At 30.6% G+C, this 13,793-nt stretch carries 16 protein-coding genes; 2 read left to right on the top strand and 14 right to left on the bottom strand.

Translation table 11 applies throughout. The features are described from left to right. Positions 1–187 precede the first annotated feature (187 nt). From Q6H37_RS04360 to Q6H37_RS04350, 3 genes are all read right to left on the bottom strand, one after another. Positions 188–1,528 (bottom strand): MATE family efflux transporter, encoded by a 1,341-nt coding sequence (locus Q6H37_RS04360; RefSeq protein WP_412523928.1) that lies wholly within the window; start codon positions 1,526–1,528, stop codon positions 188–190. Between the two features lie 98 nt (positions 1,529–1,626). After that, positions 1,627–2,049, bottom strand: coding sequence for a class I SAM-dependent methyltransferase (locus tag Q6H37_RS04355; RefSeq protein WP_318739417.1), 423 nt, complete (start codon positions 2,047–2,049; stop codon positions 1,627–1,629). A gap of 180 nt (positions 2,050–2,229) precedes the next feature. Next, on the bottom strand, positions 2,230–2,628 hold the full coding sequence (locus tag Q6H37_RS04350) for an Rrf2 family transcriptional regulator (protein WP_318739416.1): 399 nt from the start codon (positions 2,626–2,628) through the stop codon (positions 2,230–2,232). Positions 2,629–2,819: 191 nt separating this feature from the next. Between Q6H37_RS04350 and Q6H37_RS04345 the strand changes: the two genes are divergently transcribed. Further along, positions 2,820–3,188: a transposase gene (locus tag Q6H37_RS04345; protein ID WP_318739414.1), complete on the top strand. Its 369-nt coding sequence runs from the start codon at positions 2,820–2,822 to the stop codon at positions 3,186–3,188. Between the two features lie 468 nt (positions 3,189–3,656). Here Q6H37_RS04345 and Q6H37_RS04340 read toward each other — a convergent pair whose 3' ends face one another. The 3 genes from Q6H37_RS04340 to Q6H37_RS04330 form a co-directional block, all read right to left on the bottom strand. Beyond that, entirely contained in the window at positions 3,657–4,376 is a 720-nt protein-coding gene (locus Q6H37_RS04340; protein WP_318739411.1) for a hypothetical protein, read from the bottom strand. Positions 4,377–4,728: 352 nt separating this feature from the next. Further along, the gene (locus tag Q6H37_RS04335) at positions 4,729–5,931 is read right to left on the bottom strand and encodes an alpha/beta hydrolase family protein (RefSeq protein WP_318739409.1); all 1,203 of its coding nucleotides are present in this window, start codon (positions 5,929–5,931) and stop codon (positions 4,729–4,731) included. A gap of 21 nt (positions 5,932–5,952) precedes the next feature. Beyond that, complete coding sequence (locus tag Q6H37_RS04330) at positions 5,953–6,525, bottom strand: flavodoxin family protein (RefSeq protein ID WP_318739407.1); 573 nt, start codon at positions 6,523–6,525, stop codon at positions 5,953–5,955. Between the two features lie 142 nt (positions 6,526–6,667). Here Q6H37_RS04330 and Q6H37_RS04325 point away from each other — a divergent pair, with 142 nt between their 5' ends. Then, complete coding sequence (locus tag Q6H37_RS04325; protein ID WP_318739405.1) at positions 6,668–7,180, top strand: MarR family winged helix-turn-helix transcriptional regulator; 513 nt, start codon at positions 6,668–6,670, stop codon at positions 7,178–7,180. 450 nt (positions 7,181–7,630) lie between these two features. Here the strand turns inward: Q6H37_RS04325 and Q6H37_RS04320 are convergent, their stop codons facing one another. The 8 genes from Q6H37_RS04320 to Q6H37_RS04285 all read right to left on the bottom strand — a co-directional run bounded on the left by Q6H37_RS04320 (position 7,631) and on the right by Q6H37_RS04285 (position 13,765). After that, the gene (locus tag Q6H37_RS04320; protein ID WP_318739403.1) at positions 7,631–8,074 is read right to left on the bottom strand and encodes a hypothetical protein; all 444 of its coding nucleotides are present in this window, start codon (positions 8,072–8,074) and stop codon (positions 7,631–7,633) included. 147 nt (positions 8,075–8,221) lie between these two features. Further along, positions 8,222–8,989, bottom strand: a complete 768-nt coding sequence (locus Q6H37_RS04315; RefSeq protein ID WP_318739401.1) for an EFR1 family ferrodoxin — start codon at positions 8,987–8,989, stop codon at positions 8,222–8,224. Further along, positions 8,986–9,558, bottom strand: a complete 573-nt coding sequence (locus tag Q6H37_RS04310; protein WP_318739400.1) for a PadR family transcriptional regulator — start codon at positions 9,556–9,558, stop codon at positions 8,986–8,988. The genes Q6H37_RS04315 and Q6H37_RS04310 overlap by 4 nt, the downstream gene beginning before the upstream one ends. A gap of 366 nt (positions 9,559–9,924) precedes the next feature. Next, entirely contained in the window at positions 9,925–10,704 is a 780-nt protein-coding gene (locus tag Q6H37_RS04305) for an acyl-CoA thioester hydrolase/BAAT C-terminal domain-containing protein (RefSeq protein ID WP_318739398.1), read from the bottom strand. 96 nt (positions 10,705–10,800) lie between these two features. Then, the gene (locus Q6H37_RS04300; RefSeq protein ID WP_318739395.1) at positions 10,801–11,445 is read right to left on the bottom strand and encodes a TetR/AcrR family transcriptional regulator; all 645 of its coding nucleotides are present in this window, start codon (positions 11,443–11,445) and stop codon (positions 10,801–10,803) included. A 493-nt stretch (positions 11,446–11,938) separates the two neighbouring features. Beyond that, the gene (locus Q6H37_RS04295) at positions 11,939–12,349 is read right to left on the bottom strand and encodes a peptide deformylase (protein ID WP_318739393.1); all 411 of its coding nucleotides are present in this window, start codon (positions 12,347–12,349) and stop codon (positions 11,939–11,941) included. A 166-nt stretch (positions 12,350–12,515) separates the two neighbouring features. Continuing rightward, positions 12,516–13,064 (bottom strand): hypothetical protein, encoded by a 549-nt coding sequence (locus Q6H37_RS04290; RefSeq protein ID WP_318739391.1) that lies wholly within the window; start codon positions 13,062–13,064, stop codon positions 12,516–12,518. A gap of 161 nt (positions 13,065–13,225) precedes the next feature. Continuing rightward, the gene (locus Q6H37_RS04285) at positions 13,226–13,765 is read right to left on the bottom strand and encodes a hypothetical protein (protein ID WP_318739389.1); all 540 of its coding nucleotides are present in this window, start codon (positions 13,763–13,765) and stop codon (positions 13,226–13,228) included. Between the last annotated feature and the right edge of the window lie 28 nt (positions 13,766–13,793).

The following is a 13,793-nucleotide window of genomic DNA, read 5'->3' as shown; positions in this document are numbered from 1 at the left end:
TCTTTATTTAGACATGAAAAGGCATGTCAGTTACTGAACCATGAGCTTAATTGAGATGCTACCTTGCTTGACATTAATTCTAAATTCAAGTAATTCTTATATGCCTTCCTTGCAATAAGTTATGTTCCCCAATCCAGTTCTTCTATATTACATTTATATATTATTTTTATAAACATATAAAATCTACTTAAGGCTCAGTTATTGCAAGGAGACGCATCTCTTTATACAACAAAATAGCAGTAATTACCGATGCCATGAAATCTGCAATTGGGCCAGCCATCCATACACCCTCTAACCCAAAGAAATTTGGCAAGATTAGCAGCATTGGGATTAATATAATAACTTGCCTAAGCATACTTAAAATCAATGCGCTTTTTGCCTTACCGATTGCCTGAAAGTAATTTGAAGACACTATTTGAACACCGATAATTGGTGTCATCAATAGAAAAACTCGCAATCCGTGGCTAGCAATACGAATCAACTCGGGATCCTTATTAAATATTTTAATAAGGATCACAGGGAAAATTTGAGTCAAGCTAAATGTAATTATACAAAGTGTTGTTGCAGCGATTATTGCCACTTTTAGTGTTTCCTTAACTCGCTTAAATTGTTTTGCTCCATAGTTGAAACCAAGGATCGGTTGTGCACCTTGCGTAATTCCCATTAGTGGCATGAACAAGAGGATTATTATTGAGTTGATTACCGTCATTGCGCTTATTGCGATATCCCCTCCATTTGTTCTTAATGCACTATTTGAAATGATGGCCTCAATAGTTGCAGCAATCTGAGCGAAAAACGGAGTCATTCCAATACTGATGATACCATTAATAATCTGTAAATTAAGTTTTAAATTTTCACGCTTAAGCTTTAAATTACTTTTTCCTACGATAAAATGACTAATAACCCAGATGGATGAAACAAACTGTGAAATGACTGTTGCTAGCGCTGAACCACTAACTCCCATATTCAATGAAAAAACTAAAATTGGATTTAAAATAATATTGATAATTGCTCCAATTAACATTGTAAACATCGCTTTTCTAGGATTGCCTTCAGCATTGATAACATTATTGAGGCCTAGGCCAATCCCCTGGAAAACTGTTCCACATAAAATAATCGTTATATACTCTGATGCATAGCCAATTGTAGCTTCACTTGCCCCAAACAAATAAAGCAAATGTGTCTTAAAACTTAAGCCAATGATAGAAACAAGTATCATAATTATTGCGAGTAATGCAAAGGCATTGCCTAAAGTTTTCTCGGCATCACTTTTTCTGTTTTCACCAAGTCGTATGGAAATAGTAGCTGCAGCACCAACTCCAACAAGTGAACTAAATGCCATAATCAATGTCATAAACGGAAAATTGATGCCGATTCCAGTCATAGCCAACGCACCAAGCTTTCCAATAAAGAAACGATCTACGACATTATAAAGCCCGTTTACCATCATGCCAACAATTGCCGGCAGTGAAAATTTAAGGAGAAGTTTACCAATAGATTCTGTTCCAAGTAGATTATTATTTGTTATCATAAATACCTCCATATAAAAACTTATATTTTTTGAAATACTCATACAATTTGCATATGAGTACTATATCCCACATGTTTAAATAGTTATTGCATATCTTATTTTTGGGCAGTAATTATATATATTTTTTTTCTCAAAAATATTTTTTGTGTTATATTCAATCCAGCATTTTCTAATTCTTGTTCCATTACCGACGAAGGAACTCTGATTTGCATCGGAGGGCCCTCTATAGTGCTTTCGTCTTTTTCATATTCCAAACACATAAATTGTCCGCCATCTTTCAGCACACGTTTAATTTGCTGTAAAGTAGTAGATAAAGGCTTTATTTCATGTAAAACCAAAGAAGCAAGTATAATATCAATTGAATCAGCTGGTAGTGGAATATTATCAGTTTTTTTTATAGAAAGCATTTGAAATACCTCTTCAGGCGGAAAATCCTTTCTTCTTTCAAGCCCGTCTAAAAATTTAATTTTTCTTTCTAAAGCTTGTGCTTCTTTCAGATTGTGTTGATGTTTTTCCATGCTTATACTCCTATTCTTTGAAAGTTTTTAAATTTTGCTTGATTACAACTTTCTTTTTATATATATTACAGATATTAAATATATTAAATACATCAAATGTATTAAAGATATTTAATATCTGTAATTATAGTGTGAATAACTATAAAACATATAATAGATAAAAATATTAAATTTTATCTATTATATGGGCTCTTCTGTTCCAATCACTTCATAAAGCTTTTTATTTTCAAGATACTTCTCCATCACATTTTCTGCTTCTGCCATTACTTTAACTATAGGACAATCATCATCTTCTTGTAAGTCACAGCTGAATAGTGCTCCAGTTCCTTCAGTTGCTTTAATTATATCTAGGAATGAAATATCATCCTTCTTTTTACGAAGGGAATAACCACCATTCACTCCTGAAGTTGACTGGATTATTCCAGCCTTTACTAACTGCGTTAAAATCTTCGAAAGATATGTAGCAGATATATTGAAGTTGTTTGCTAATGGCTGTAAACTCAAATTATCATTCTTATCATACTTAATCATATATAAAACAATATGAAGTGCATAGTTAGTCGCTTTTGAATATTTCAATGTAATCCCTCCTCAAAGATATTACAGACTGTATTTATCTTTGATTGTACTCGTAATAATTACTTTTGTCAATTCTTTAAAAATAAAATTTCTGATTCATTTGTGATAACGCCTTGGTATACCATTTATGATTATGTCCCAAACAAATAAAAAATAATATAAACTATACCTCATAACAATACGTAGATAAGGTGAACATAATTAGATATGTTACAAATGCTCCAGCTCATATATTGAGTACTGAAATAATACATGAAATCTATTCACTGCGTTGGCAGGTTGAAATAATGTTTAAAATATGGAAATCTATTTTTCAAATACATCTTTCAAAACCTGTTAAAATTGAAAGATTTAACTGTCATTTATATGGTAAATTCATAGCTGTACTTTTAAGTACTGTTGTTGTATTTACCTATAGGGATGATGTTTATTATGAATATAGCAAGCAATTGAGTGAATATAAAGCTTTTAGTATAGTAAAGTCAATGCTATTCAATATAAAACAAGCTTTTTTTAATAATGAAATTACTTTGTTAAATTTGTTTCAGTTAATAAATTAAATATTTCTAAAAAATGCCATTAGCAACAAAGATTGCTCGTTTCACTTCCAATCTTTATAAGGGGTCAGACCCCTTACAAAAACTGGAACAGTATTTGTTTCTATAAATTTGGATAAAGGCCTTGTCCATTTTTCAAATGTTTGCATTTGAATTGCAATTATAATTCTAATTTCTATTATATTAATAGTGTTATATATGACACCACCTCTGTAAATTGAGCTAAGCAGTGCACTAATATTCCTAATTTTAGAGAGTCTTTTTTATATACAAAATAGTATAATGGTAACATAGTAGCACTTATGGGCCCACATTCCCAGAGTAAATTAACAAGCCCACTGATAAAAAGCTATCAGTGGGCTTATTTAAAAAGCTTGATTTATAAGGGATTCAAATTAACAATTCAGTGGTATGTACCGTGTAGAGTCATACTCATCACCTTGTTGTTCTTATATGATTGCAGCAAATTTGCTATTTTTGAAGATCCATAGACTTCTTATTAGCATTCCTCTTATCAATAGGTTGTATATCACAAATAACTAATGTTTCTGGTAAATAGGTTACCTTATACTCTTCATCTTCTTTAGGATTAAATTCATTTACAATTCCCAAGGAACTTCTAATCCAAGAAGGACTTTTTGAATCTTCTTCTTTAATCTTCCACCTTTGCGTAAAGTAGTTATCATACTGCTTTTCACTATAATATGGTCCCTGCATAATTTCTTTTTTTGATGGCTTTAATGGTCCATAATATGTCTTTACATTACCTGATTTATAATTTTTCATATCTGCTCTAATGTTATTAAAAGGCTCCTGTACATCATTTGAAAGTATCATAGGAAATATAATTATATTGGGAACTATAAAGGTCACAACAGCCAACTTCGCAAACATCAATTTAGAACCTGGTACCAACTTGATCATTTTCTTCCACCAAATAAAGTTAACTACTCCAAGTAATAAAGAAATCAATATTCCTCCTACTATTAAAATTTCTAAACACAAGTATGTAGGATATAACACTGAATAAGCATGTCCTAGTCTGCTTTCCGGGAAAAATTTTGGTATAATATTTGGTAAATGCAGCATTCCAAGCATTAATGCAACAGCTCCCATTGCAAATAATATAAATGCCAATATATGTAGGCTAAATTTTATGACTTCAAGACCTTCTTTTTTATGTTTAAGCATAATTTTCTCCTTTTTATATAATTTTAAATTTTAGCGTTTTTGTGTGAAACTCTTTCATGCTCTACTAGGTAAAAGATTGCCAGCCTTTAAACCCATCAGTTTCCATATATGGTGGTAGTTCACACTGATATATAATATCACATTTATCAAAACCAAACTGTTAACAATTCGTTTACGTCCCTTGGGGATATTTATACGCGCAGAAAATTCGCTATTATTTTCCACAAACCCCTAGGGGCATTTGCTAAAGCTTGCCTGAGCTTGCTAAATTTAAAATAAGAATTAATATAGGAGGATTTTTAACTTTGAAATTACAAAACCTTTTTATATTGAACAAGGTCTAGAGAGCAAATTACTTTCCGGAAAGAATATCTTCTATCCAGCTGAAAATTCTCTCGTTGCCAATAAGTTTTGCACCACACTGGCAGTGTGCACCTGCACCTTCTTTGCCTGTAAAGAGCATATAATCTTTTCTGCAAGTGAGAACATCATAAAGAGGCTTAGCCTGTGAATCAATAAGTCCGTCATCATCGGTATCAACAACTAGTGTCGGACATTTTATATTTTCTGCAATGCCTTTCATTACATATTTTTCTGCAGCTATAACAAATTCGGCTGGAGTGCTGCATCCGAATACATACATACCCTGATATATTTTCCACCGGAATTCAGAACTTTTTTTCGAAGCATCATACAACTTATTATTAAGAATTTCAGGATCCTTTTCAGCAATAGTAAGCATCTGTTCTCTTGTTAAACCAAGACCCTTTATTCCGCCTCCAAAAAAATCGTAGATTCCGCTGTTTGCTATACATGCAGCAAGACGATGTTCAAAGGCTGCTGCTCGTGGTGCCAGGTATCCTCCAAAGCTTTCACCCCATAAAACTATCTTTTCTGGATCTACTTCTTCATTTGCAAGGATGTAATCTACAGCAGGGGTGACAATAGCTTCATAGTCATATCTGAAATATAAATGCTGCTTTTTAACAACTTCACCTTGTCCAGGACCTTCTATGGCAAGACAGTTCATTCCGTGTTCAAGGGCTGTCATTGCTAATCCATAGAATTCTTCCTTTGTACCGTCAAATCCTGTTAAAAGTATCAAAACTGGCTTTGGTTCATTTGTATCATTTAACTGATAATAATGGGCAGGCAGAGTTGTACCTTCATACGGTACCATAACAGACTTAATTACTGGTTTATTAAGTTCCATAACCTTTGAAAAGCATTCTGTACTTGCGTTAAATAACTTTTCAATTTTTTCTGAATTTGGATTTTCATGAAGGAAAAATTCTGCAGTACGGTAATAGTTAGAAGCACGAAGATATGCCTTTCTAGCACTTACTAAATGACCCTCCCTGAAGGCTTTGTTACCTATACTGTGTAATCTTTCGGCCGTTTTAGTCCATTCATCACACCAGCTGTCATAATCACCTTCTGTTATCCTATTGCTTGTAGAGACAACTTCTCCTATATCAGCTGCACAATAGACTGTTTCACCAAGTAATCTTAATACCTGAAAATCAAATTGGTCATCTTTAAATAATATACTCATATTGTATTAACCTCCCTATAATTATTTGCTTTGAATAGCACAGTTAAAGTCGTTGAACATTTTTTCGGCAACTACTTCTGCTCTTTTTTCAAAGTCAGGTTTTACGCTTGATTCCGCAACGTAGGTCCCAACAACGGTAGTTTTGAATTTATCCCCTTCATTTATATCAAAAGCACGTCTGAATATTGTTTGAATACAATCTGCATTATTAGCTTCTTCACCTCCACAAGTAACTAGCAGTGCTGAAAGTTTTCCCTTTAACAGATCCTTATTCATTAGACTGAAGTTTCTGTCCATAATTGGTTTAATTTGACCAGCTACACCATAGCAGAAAAGCGGTGTTGCATATATTACACCATCTGCAGCAATTAGTTTCTTAGTTAACATATCCCAATCATCCTTTTGAGGACAGCCATGTTCTAAACTTTTACGTCTGCAGGCATAACATTCTTGGCAGTTGTTAATGTTTATATCGATGGCATTAATTCTCTCAATTTCATGTCCAGCTTTTCTCATACGCTCTTCGAATAGTGACAGTGTAAAAGCAGTTTTTCCGTTTTTCTTTGGACTTCCCATAATAGTTATAAATTTCATTTTTATTCTCCTTAAAAATCTTTTTTAATTTTAGTCAATGCGTTGTCTAAAATCAATATATGCCTTTAAAAACATTTTGTCAACCCCTTGTCTATATGTGATATAATATTTTTATTAACTATATTAATTGGGAGGATTGAAATTGGATAACAAGGATTTTAACGAACTACAGTTTATAATGGATCAGACATATGCTAGTCTCATGGCGGTTTCAAACAAACTTCAAACTGCAGGTGACAGTTACTCCGATGATCTAACAAGCAAGCAGTTTATGACACTCATAGCAATACTTCATATACCTGAAGGTGATGCTACAATCATAAATATAGCAGATAAATTGGGCACGACTAAACAGAATGCAGCAAGGATTATCAAAAGCCTTGAGAAAAAAAAATATATTTCAGTAATGCCATCAGAAAAGGATAAAAGAGCGGTTAATGTAGTGTTTACAGAAGCAGGAATCCGTTCTCTTTCAAAAAATGGAAAGGATGCTAAGAAAAATTTTATGGTTGATATATTTAAAGATTTTAAGAAAGAAGAATTGGAAACACTATGGCAACTTTTAAAAAAGCTATATAGTTATGATGGTGTTCCAATGGATGGGTTTGAAGAAAGAATGAAAACTCCGAATATTTCTGATGAAGTGTTAGAATAATTGAGCAAAAACAGTATGATTTAGGTAAGCTATGATAGCCATCGGATAAAATAAAACATCTGTAACTGGCAAGTACTTTTGGAGAAATTTCGGCAAATAATTTTCCTTAATTTCTTCCAGTTACTTTTCTAAAATATAGACTCTCTATGTTCCAGTCTAAAACTCTTGCCAGACATATTAAAAAGTTCACATCTATAAGCAAGTTATATCAATACTTAAGTCTATAAGCCTCACTTATTTATGATACGCTTCTCCGTAAATGGTATAACGTAGATTTTTTCACTTAGTATTTTTTAGCAGAACCTCATCAGAAATCAGCATTTTACCAGGTATTAAGGAAACTTTGTCTTGGATGATGCATGGCGGCTGCCTCCGTGCATTCTTGCTCTTTTCCAAGGTGATTTATTAGAAATTTCTTCATACTACTACCTAATAAAATCCTCCAAACATTTACATAACAGAAATAGCATGGAATACTCCAAAAACTATCAATGTTATCACTGCTGGAAAACAGTCAAGCCAAAATGCTGCACAAATAAAATAGCATACAGGAAAAATTACCATAGGAGCAGGAATACCTAAAAAACTTTTGCCAAGTGTACCGTAAGAACTTCCCTCATAAAAGTACCGTCCCCATAGTATAAAATATAACGCGAGAAAAATAAACATCGTAACCACCAAAGGACTTTTTAAGTTTGGATTTTGATTCTTAGATAGAAAAAGCAATAAGATAAAAGAAATAATTCTGCTTATATTTTCAATACTCTCAATTAACTTTATCCTGCTTCCTAAACTTTCAGTAATATCAGTTGATGGCATTATAAAATAAATAATATTAGGTATCATAACTAGCATGATTATAATCAATGCACTCCATGAAAAACTAATCTTCATTTATTAACCCCTCCTTTAAAATTAAAGCAATTTTATACCTAAGAGTAGTATAACTAATCTTCGTTTGTAATCTATTGTTACGGTGAATAGACCATTTTAATATATTAGTCATACATAAAAAGAGTTATCATACTTACGTTTTAGATTTTAAAGGTGGCTTTGTTCATATTCCATCTTTTTTATAATGAAATTTTCTTTACCTTTAATATAGATGGCTTTGTTTGGACATGAAGCTATACATCTCATGCAAAATTCACATTTTCTATTATGCTTAAGCCCTTTGTTTAATTTTATATTATGTACTGGACACTGTTTTTCACAAAGCCCACAATTTACACATTTTTTTTTATTTACTTCTAATTTAAATATTAGCCTCATAAAAAACCATGTAAGACTAGTATGCCTCGATAGAAATGAAACCATTTTAGATCCTTTAAATTCTGATATCCATTTTGAGTTACTACTAATAATATCGTCAACAATTACATCACACTTCTCCAAAGCTTTTTTAACCCTTATCTTGTCATTTTCAGTATTAATAGCTCCATTAACCATGTTATTAGGCATACTGATTTCATTATAATACACAGGATTATACCCTTTCTTCTTAAGTAATTTATATAAAGGCTTTTCTATTGCAGCAGATTCATTAAGAGTTATAAGAATAAATATCTTTTCTCCAGTACCCTCAGGTAATCTCTTTAAATGCTTCCATATAAACGGGCATGTTGCTTGTGAGTTTATTGGGAAAACAAACATCTTAGCATTCTCTTTTTTGATTTTTTTAAATCCGTTCTCTATACGATATGTCTCTACATTAACTTTTCTATCACTTAATCTATTTACAATATACTCAACTATAAATTTTGTATTTCCTGTACCTGAAAAATAATATAGTTCTAATCCTCCCTTCATTTCTTTTCCTTCCTTCCTTTTCTTTTTTCTAGCACTGAACTTACTTCCTCGCACCAACTATCATAGGCTTCCCATACCTTTTGCCCAAATAAAAGTACCATTAATATATCCTCATGATTTTCATGTACATCCTTATATTGTTCTAGTTGAAATTGAAATTTTTCAAAAACCTTCTGTTGTTGCCTATGCGATATTTGAAACTCCTTTATATGTTCTAACATGATTTCTGGTGAGACAATATTTGAAAAATACATTTTAAGTAAAATTTCATACCTAACTACTTCCTTTTCTACTGGTTGTTCTAGCCATTGTTTTAATTCCTGAATTCCACTATCTGTTATAAAATATTTTTTACTTGCCTTATTATTTTCTGCTTCCTTCAAGTCCACTTCCTCTATTAATCCCTCTTCATTAAGTTTTTTTAATTGAGGATATATTTGTCCAAAACTTTCATTCCAAAAGAATGAAAATCGAGTATCTACGATTTTTTTTATTTCATAACCTGATAAAGGTTCTTCACTTAATAATCCAAGAATAAGATATTTAGTTTTATTACCTGAGTTTTTCATAATTACATTCTCCTCGCCTTAATATATCTTAAAGATGTATCTTTAAGATATATTTAATTTTATATGTTAAGTATTATTTTGTCAATAATTTAATAGGTTATATTTAAATATAATAAAAAAAGAGAACCTCTAGCATTGAGAATTCTCCTTTCTCATTATTTATGAAATCAACGATTTTAACAAAAATCTACGTCACTTGTGATACGCTTCACCATAAATGCTTCTAAGCTTATGCAAAAGAAAAAGCTCACCATTTCTGTCAAGTATTCTATTGTTGGGATTTAAAACAGGTGAGTAAACTTTCCAAACCTTATTCAATACCAAATCTAACATCACGTTGTACATTTTCTTCATGCTGGTTAACTTCTATGCTTGTTTTATTTCTTCTAAATAATGAATCATCTCATTAACTGACTCATCGTAAGTCAAAAAACCATGCCCCTCTAAATTTAAACAAACATGTTTTATATTATTTTTGTTCTTACTATTTTGAACTAGCATATTACTCATTTTTTTACTTGGCCAGTACCTATCATTTTCCGAAGAAAGAAGAAATATCTTTCCTTTATAGTTATCAATATTTATCAATGCTTCTTGATTAAAGTTTTTCTCTATAGATTTTTCATGAATTTTACAAAAATATTTATTCTTTGTATCTTCAATATCATCTTCATTAAATTCAAACTTAATGTATGTCAGCTCCTTATTATTAAAAGACCATGAAGATTTAGGCGGTACCTGTGACATGCTGTAAAGATCCTTTGGTAACCCTTGAAATACATAGGAGCTAGCTACGCAAGCAATAGTAACTGCTGACTCCATGTACTTAGTTAATAATAATGCCGCTTCTCCACCTTTAGAAGATCCAATAAAAATCACCTTATTATCAGCTACTTTATAATTTTTTTTAATAAAATTAGCAGCATTTATAAAGTATTCTAATGGAACATTCTCTAGAGATTCAGAAAGTCCAGGAACTCCATAATATGCTAATCGTAAAACATTATAATCAGGCATTAAATAATCCATTAATTTTTCACTTACAGGTGGAAGTCCAGGTAAACTTCCTGTTATAATAACAACTAACGGTTTCCCTTCATTTTCATAAAAATCACCATAAATCTCTTTACTTCTATATTCTTTCATAACATCCATCTCCTTAAATTTAATAAAATTATTAATTGTTTCAAATGTCAAAAGCTATTTTTCTTTTCATTTGCTTTATCAGGTTGTTTCATGCTCTCATATTTCTATTTCATTTATACATTTATTTATCTCTTCATATGTAAAATCAATGTTAAGTGCTTTTAGATGATATGTACACAAGGAAAATATTATATCTTTCAAATCACTAGTAAACTTTTCATTAAGCCAATATGTAATAACACCAAATATACTTTGTGTAAGTAAAACCGAAGTTACATTAACATCATGAATATTTAAGGAATGCTGTTTTTTTAAATGTTCTAATATCTGCCTTAAATATACATTTGTTCTATCTAATATCTCCCAACGCTTCTTTTCAAACGCTTCATTTATTCCCATAGACCTCACAAATAATATCTTCGATAAATTTTTATTTTTTGCGTATATGTTAATTACATATGCCATTGCCAAAGTAAACTTTTGAGAAATGCTATCATCCTTATTCATAGAAACTTCAGAAGCTGCCTTCAAACTCATATTAGAAATTTCTTCATAAATTTGCTCCAAAACCTCTTCTTTATCATTAAAATAATTATAAAAGGTTCCTACTGCTACATTAGCTTCATCTGTTATGTTTTTTATAGAAGTTTCAATGTATCCTTTTTCTGAAAAAATTTTTGCAGCTGCTTCAAGAATATTCTTTCTTTTTAAAGAACTTTTGCTAGAACTAGTATCATTCATTATATTTCTCTCCCCGCATAAACTTTATTGAATTTGAATTCAAATTCATTTTATTCTTTTTTATATTACATGTCAATATATTTTTTGAATGCATTTTTTTTGCTGTATATGGAACTTCCTAATATATGGTTCAAAGAAATAGGTCTTGTACGATTACCTGATATACATGTTGGTATCTTGACAAATAGAAACTAATAGCATAAAACTTAGTTAGAATTTTTACCTTAAGTATTCTTACTATCTGAAAGGTGATGTTTATGACAAAAGATGAATTTTGAGAACTGCACGACTTATTATTTAAAACTATCGGCTTATTCCATTCAAAATTTATCCGTAAATTTTGAATAGAAAGCCCAAATCATCCAGAACTAAAAAAATAATACTGCAAGCGTTGTGTTTTTTGAAAATAAATATTTAAAAAAGGAGTGAATTACACCATATATTGGTTTGTAATCCACTCTTTGTTTTTTGATTAAAGTTAAATAATATATAATTAGATTATTATACCTTCAAAATGATCCATTTCATGTTGAATTATTTGTGCTGTAAATCCAGTAAACACTTGCTTTTGGTTCTTAAAATTTCTATCAAGATACTCCACCTCTATCATTTCATATCTTTTTGTTTTTCTAACACCAATTAAAGATAAACAACTCTCTTCTGTTTCATAAGGTTTTTCCTTTTTTAATATAACTGGATTTATCATAGGCACAATAAGGTTTGCTACAGCAAATACCAATATACGCTTTTTTACTCCAATCATATTACCAGCCAATCCAACACAATTCTGTAAGTTTGCTCTTAATGTATCCATTAAATCATCAACTGCTGCCATATCATTTTTAGTTGCCTTTTCTGATTTTTGTCCTAAAAACAATACATCTTTTACAATTGGTTTTATCATAATTCACACCTCAACTATATATTTTCCATGTTTTATTTTTATGTTCAATTATTCCCTTAATATCAGCTTTCTTCTTATTTAGTTCAAGGTTATTATACATTTCATCCATATTTTCATAATGACCAATAGTATAATAGTTCAAACTAATAGATTTCTTACTATTATATTATGAATTAAATATGTTTTCACGTCTTCCTAAATATTGACCTATAGATTCAGTATCTGTCAAAAGATATACTTCACTCCAACCCCAATCTACAAGCAGTAGATCCGAAGTTTCAGATAACTTATGTAATAACTTTTCAGCACTTTTAATATCATTTTTTTCATATATATTAAGTATTAACCAAATATTCTGTACTATATCATTTTCATCATAATCGAAGAATGCAATAACATTTTCGTTAAATCCATATGCACAAGTATTTTTATCCTCAATACAATAACTGCTATATCCCGTTTCTACTTTATCAAATTTTGGGAATATATTCTCCATACATTTCTTTAAGTAGTCCTTTGTCAAAGTTAGGGTTGATAACAAAATTGCATTATTTTCCCTAATATAAATGTCTGTATATCCAAGCCCATTTACATCCATATGATCATTGGCAAAATCTTCAATATTGCCGCATTGAGAAAGACAATAATTATAATTTTCTTTTGGAAGAATCTCTATTTGGCAGTAGTCATCTTCATGGAAAAAGATATTACGCATTTTTATAACCTCCAATATAAATTAATAAAATTCTCCTTCATCTCCTTGGACTCTTGCATTTAAAAATTCTGCTATTTCTTTTAAGATATTAATTTCCTCTGGAGAATGGCCTCCTGTAATTTTTTCAATTGTGAAGCCTTAGCTGAGCTTGGCTACCCTAACTATAATTGATTATATTTTATATAAGGTTTATAGTTTTCATTGAATGCTATCTCTGTCTCTTCATATGTTGGTATATCTAATATTTCCACCTTTATTATTTCCTTGTTAAAAAACTTTTCACCAAGAATTTTAACACATTTTTTTATTTCATTTTCATCCCAGTGATCTGATAGTTTTGACCACATTTCAATATATATAGGCTTGTACCCTTTACTGTTAACTGGAGCATTATGCTTCACTTGATGGCTAATATCCTCTTCATCTCGTGGATAAATATATGTATAATGAATTTTGTTGTCACTATTCAAGAATTCTATTATTTCTTTATAAAATTCTGGCTGTTCAGCTTCTAAATTATCTTCTTCATTATTTATAAGATACTCAAGACTACAATGTGTAGTAATTTCAAAATAGCCCAAGAATTTTGTTTTATCTTTATCCTGATAGATTGTAATTTCATCATTACAACTATTTTTACAAAATCCATAATTCCCATACCAAAATAACCAATGTCTGATATCAATATAAACTGTATCCAATATAGTCCTAACCTCCATAATTTAACCT

It is taken from the genome of Clostridium sp. JS66 (assembly GCF_033561535.1).
Lineage (GTDB): Bacteria > Bacillota > Clostridia > Clostridiales > Clostridiaceae > Clostridium_AM > Clostridium_AM carboxidivorans.
This window is presented reverse-complemented; position numbering and strand designations above follow the sequence as displayed.

What these genes read in the sequence shown, in the direction of transcription:
- Q6H37_RS04355 (WP_318739417.1), bottom strand. Translation starts at nt 2,049, where the DNA reads ATGGAAAAACATCAACACAATCTGAAAGAAGCACAAGCTTTAGAAAGA.
- Q6H37_RS04340 (WP_318739411.1), bottom strand. Translation starts at nt 4,376, where the DNA reads ATGCTTAAACATAAAAAAGAAGGTCTTGAAGTCATAAAATTTAGCCTA.
- Q6H37_RS04335 (WP_318739409.1), bottom strand. Translation starts at nt 5,931, where the DNA reads ATGAGTATATTATTTAAAGATGACCAATTTGATTTTCAGGTATTAAGA.
- Q6H37_RS04330 (WP_318739407.1), bottom strand. Translation starts at nt 6,525, where the DNA reads ATGAAATTTATAACTATTATGGGAAGTCCAAAGAAAAACGGAAAAACT.
- Q6H37_RS04320 (WP_318739403.1), bottom strand. Translation starts at nt 8,074, where the DNA reads ATGAAGATTAGTTTTTCATGGAGTGCATTGATTATAATCATGCTAGTT.
- Q6H37_RS04315 (WP_318739401.1), bottom strand. Translation starts at nt 8,989, where the DNA reads ATGAAGGGAGGATTAGAACTATATTATTTTTCAGGTACAGGAAATACA.
- Q6H37_RS04310 (WP_318739400.1), bottom strand. Translation starts at nt 9,558, where the DNA reads ATGAAAAACTCAGGTAATAAAACTAAATATCTTATTCTTGGATTATTA.
- Q6H37_RS04305 (WP_318739398.1), bottom strand. Translation starts at nt 10,704, where the DNA reads ATGAAAGAATATAGAAGTAAAGAGATTTATGGTGATTTTTATGAAAAT.
- Q6H37_RS04300 (WP_318739395.1), bottom strand. Translation starts at nt 11,445, where the DNA reads ATGAATGATACTAGTTCTAGCAAAAGTTCTTTAAAAAGAAAGAATATT.
- Q6H37_RS04295 (WP_318739393.1), bottom strand. Translation starts at nt 12,349, where the DNA reads ATGATAAAACCAATTGTAAAAGATGTATTGTTTTTAGGACAAAAATCA.
- Q6H37_RS04290 (WP_318739391.1), bottom strand. Translation starts at nt 13,064, where the DNA reads ATGCGTAATATCTTTTTCCATGAAGATGACTACTGCCAAATAGAGATT.